The sequence below is a fragment of the Rhodococcus sp. NPDC057014 genome (assembly GCF_042673295.1).
Classification (GTDB): domain Bacteria; phylum Actinomycetota; class Actinomycetes; order Mycobacteriales; family Mycobacteriaceae; genus Rhodococcus_F.
In genome coordinates, this window is sequence record NZ_JBHUSF010000516.1 from 1 (window position 1) to 3726 (window position 3726).

Genomic DNA, 3726 nt, shown 5'->3' on the forward strand with positions numbered 1-3726 from the left:
CCGTGCGGTGTGGGGCCTTCGTTGTACTCACGACGCTGCGTTGCTTGCCCCCGCCACCACTGCGCGGATCTCGTCGACGGCCTCCGGGTTCTCGGCACCCGACAGGTCCCCGGGATCGATGTCGAGCGCGGCGGCCCGCACCGCTCGGCGCAGGATCTTCGCCGACCGGGTCTTCGGCAGGCGCGACACCTGGTGAACAGCGCTCGGCGCGAACGGTTTCCCGAGTTCCGCGGCAACGCTGGCGACGAGTTCGGCCGAGATGTCCGTCGTGTCGGTGTCCGCGCGGGGAACCCAGAACGCCCAGACCGCCTCGCCCTTCTTCGGGTCGGGGACACCGACCGCCGCCGCCTCCGACACCGCCGGGTGCGCCGTCAGTACGGCCTCGACCTCCGCGGGCGCGAGACGCTTTCCCGCCACGTTCATGACGTCGTCCGATCGGCCGCGGATGTACCACTGACCGTCGTCGTCGACGAGGGCGTAGTCGCCGTGCCGCCACATGCCGGGGAACGTGGACCAATACGCCTCCAGGTAGCGTTCCTCGTCCTTCCACACCCCGCGCGTCATCGACGGCCACGGTTGCCTGCAGACGAGTTCGCCCTGTTCCCCGCGCAAGGAGCGTCCCGCGTCGTCGACGACGTCGACGTCCATACCCAGGGACGGACCGCCCAGCGAGCAGCTGTGGATCGGCTCCACCGGATACGGCGCGAGGAACGAGCCGCCGACCTCGGTGCCGCCGGAGAAGTTGATGATCGGCACCCGGCCGCCGAACACGTCCCGCGCGAGCCACTCGTACGAGTCCGGGTCCCACGGCTCGCCGGTGGACCCGATCGTGTGCACGGAGGACAGGTCGTACCGTGCCGCGACGTCCGTGTCCCGTCCGCGCAGGGTACGGATCAGCGTCGGTGAGACACCGAGCATCGTCACCCGGTGACGCTGTGCGAGCTGCCACAACCGGTCGGTGTCCGGCACGTCCGGCGAACCTTCGTACAGCACGAGGGTTCCACCGTTGGCGTGGGTGCCGATGATCGACAGCGGGCCCATGATCCAGCCCATGTCGGTGATCCAGCAGAACACGCCGCCGAGCTTCAGATCGAACGAGTACGCGACCTCGCTGGCCGTCTTCACGAGGAACCCGGCGTGGGTGTGGACGGCACCCTTCGGCTTGCCGGTGGTACCGGACGTGTACGCCAGCGCGAACGGCTCGCCCGCGTCCATCGCCTCCACCCGGCCCGGGTCACCGGCGTTGCCGAGGAGCTTGCCCCAGGAGATGTCGCGATCCGTGGAATCGACTGGGACGCCGATGTTCTCGACCACGACGACCGACTGCACCGTCGGGCACGAGGCCAGCGCGTCGTCGAGGGCCGGTTTCATCGTGACGGACTTGCGCCGGCGGACCGTTCCGTCCGCGACGATCACCACCTTGGCGTCCGCGTCCTGGATGCGGGACGCGATCGCGCTCGGAGCGAACCCGGAGAACAGCGGAACCAGCACCGCACCGAGCCGCGCGACGGCATACACCGACACGACCGCCTCGGGGATCATCGGCAGGTAGAGGGCGACGGCGTCGCCCTTGCCGACGCCGAGTTCCCGCAGTCCGGCCGCGGCCCGCTCGACGTCCGCCGCGAGTTCGCGATACGAGAGACTGCGGACCGTGCCGTCCTCGGCCTCGTGCGCGACGGCCGTCCGGTCGGCGACCGCGGGATCGGCGAGCCACCGCTCCAGACACGCGTCGACGACGTTGGACGTGCCCCCGACGAACCACTCCGGGTACTCGATTCCGCGTGAGGTGTCGAGCACCTCGCGGTACGGCGATCGGAACGGCAGACCGAGGTCGCGGACCACGGCATCCCAGTACCACCGCACGTCGGCGACGGAGCGGGCGCGGAGTTCACCCAGGCCCGAGAGTCCGTGGGCGCGGGCGAGCCGGGTGACGTTGGCGTTCTCGACGTACTCGTCGGTGGGGCGCCAGGTGTAGTCGGACACGGTCAGCTCCTCGGCATTTCGAGCATGCGCTCGGCGACGATGTTGCGCTGGATGAAGGTGGAACCGCCGGCGATGGCGGTGCCGCGGGCCTGATATGCGAGCCGTTGCCACCGCGCCGTCTTCTGCGGCTCGTCGTCGAGGGCGAATTGCCCGCCCACCGGCTCGAGGGACAGCCGGAAGTCGGCGAGTTCCTCGACGAGGGGGCAGAAGAACAGCTTGCCGATGGACGTGACCGGCCCCGGTGGGCCGTCGTTGGCCGCGAGGGTGATGACGCGCTGACCGATGAGGTAGTGCACGAGGGCCCGGCCGTAGAGATCGGCGACCTTCTGCCGGATCACCGGATCCTCGCCGAGCGGACGACCGGCGTCGTCGGTCATTCCCGCGATGTCGGAGACGATGTCGTCGACGGCACGCTTGGTGTTGACGCGGCCCGTCGCGATCGCCACCCGCTCGTAGGCGAGCGTGCCCATCGCGACCTTCCAGCCGCCGTCGACCTCGCCGACGACGAGGTCGTCGGGGATGAACACGTCGTCGAGGAATACCTCGTTGAACTCCGCCTCGCCGAGCATGTGCGCGAGCGGTCGCACGGTGATTCCCTCACTGTCCATCGGGACGAGGAAGTACGTGATGCCCTTGTGCCGCGGACCGCCACCGGTGCGGGCGAGCAGGATGGCGTGGGCGGCGATGTGCGCGCGGCTGGTCCAGATCTTCTGCCCGTTGACCTTCCAGCCCCCGTCCACCTTGGTGGCTTTGGTGCGGAGGGAGGCGAGGTCGGACCCGGCATCCGGCTCCGAGAACAGCTGGCACCAGATCTCGTCGCCGGCCAGGATCGGTCGAAGGAACCGTTCCTTCTGTGCGGGTGTCCCGAAGTCGATGATGGTCGGGCCGGCGAAGTCCTCACCGATGGTGTTGAGGCGCTCGGGTGCGCCCACCCGGTCCATCTCCTCGGTGAAGATGGCCTTGCGGATCGGGTCGGCGGCCTGGCCGCCGTACTCCTTCGGCCACGACATCCCGCCGTAGCCGGCGTCGAAGAGCAGCCGCTGCCATTGCTGCCAGAACGGCACCTTGTCGACCAGATCGACCGGTTCCGGCCACGGCAGCGTCGGGACCGCTTTTTCGGCCCACTCCCGGACTTCTGCACGGAATGTGGCCTCGTCTGGGGAATCAGCGAGCTCCATTGCACCCTCCTCACGAATTTAGGCTCAATGATACTATAGGTCAGTCCAAAAAGGAGGCCCGGATGTCCGACCCACTCCCTGCCGGCGTCGTCGACCGCGTCGAATACGACGTCGAACGCGGCAAGATCCGCGAATTCACGCGCGCCACGTTCACCACCGATCCCGTCCACACGGATCCGGCCGTCGCGCGCGACGCCGGATTCCCCGACGTGCCGGCCACTCTCACGCACACGGTCGTCGCCGGACACCAGCGCGACCAGCGCGCGTTCGTCGACTCGCTGGGCCTGGCCCTCGCCCGGGTGGTGGTCGGTTCGGTCACGTGGACGTACCTGCGACCGCTCACCGCCGGCGACCACGTGGTCGGCACCCGCCGCGTCGTGGCCGACGAGCTGCGAGAAGGCAAGCGCGGCGGGACGATGCGCGTCGTGACCCTCGAGACCGAGTACGTCGACACCGGCGGCGAGCCCGTGGTCCGGCTCGAGGAAGTCCTGATCGAACGAGGAGAGCAGCGATGAGAACACCGGCGAAGGTACGCGTCGGCGATACTCCGGACGTCCGGGTGGTC

At 69.1% G+C, this 3726-nt stretch carries 3 protein-coding genes; 1 reads left to right on the top strand and 2 read right to left on the bottom strand.

What is annotated here, in order from left to right:
* Window positions 1–27 precede the first annotated feature (27 nt).
* Window positions 28–1983: an AMP-binding protein gene (locus tag ACFTZB_RS44025; protein ID WP_378442071.1), complete on the bottom strand. Its 1956-nt coding sequence runs from the start codon at window positions 1981–1983 to the stop codon at window positions 28–30.
* 2 nt (window positions 1984–1985) lie between these two features.
* On the bottom strand, window positions 1986–3161 hold the full coding sequence (locus tag ACFTZB_RS44030; RefSeq protein WP_378442073.1) for an acyl-CoA dehydrogenase family protein: 1176 nt from the start codon (window positions 3159–3161) through the stop codon (window positions 1986–1988).
* Between the two features lie 62 nt (window positions 3162–3223).
* Between ACFTZB_RS44030 and ACFTZB_RS44035 the strand changes: the two genes are divergently transcribed.
* Window positions 3224–3676: a MaoC family dehydratase N-terminal domain-containing protein gene (locus ACFTZB_RS44035; RefSeq protein WP_095862128.1), complete on the top strand. Its 453-nt coding sequence runs from the start codon at window positions 3224–3226 to the stop codon at window positions 3674–3676.
* Window positions 3677–3726: the final 50 nt, after the last annotated feature.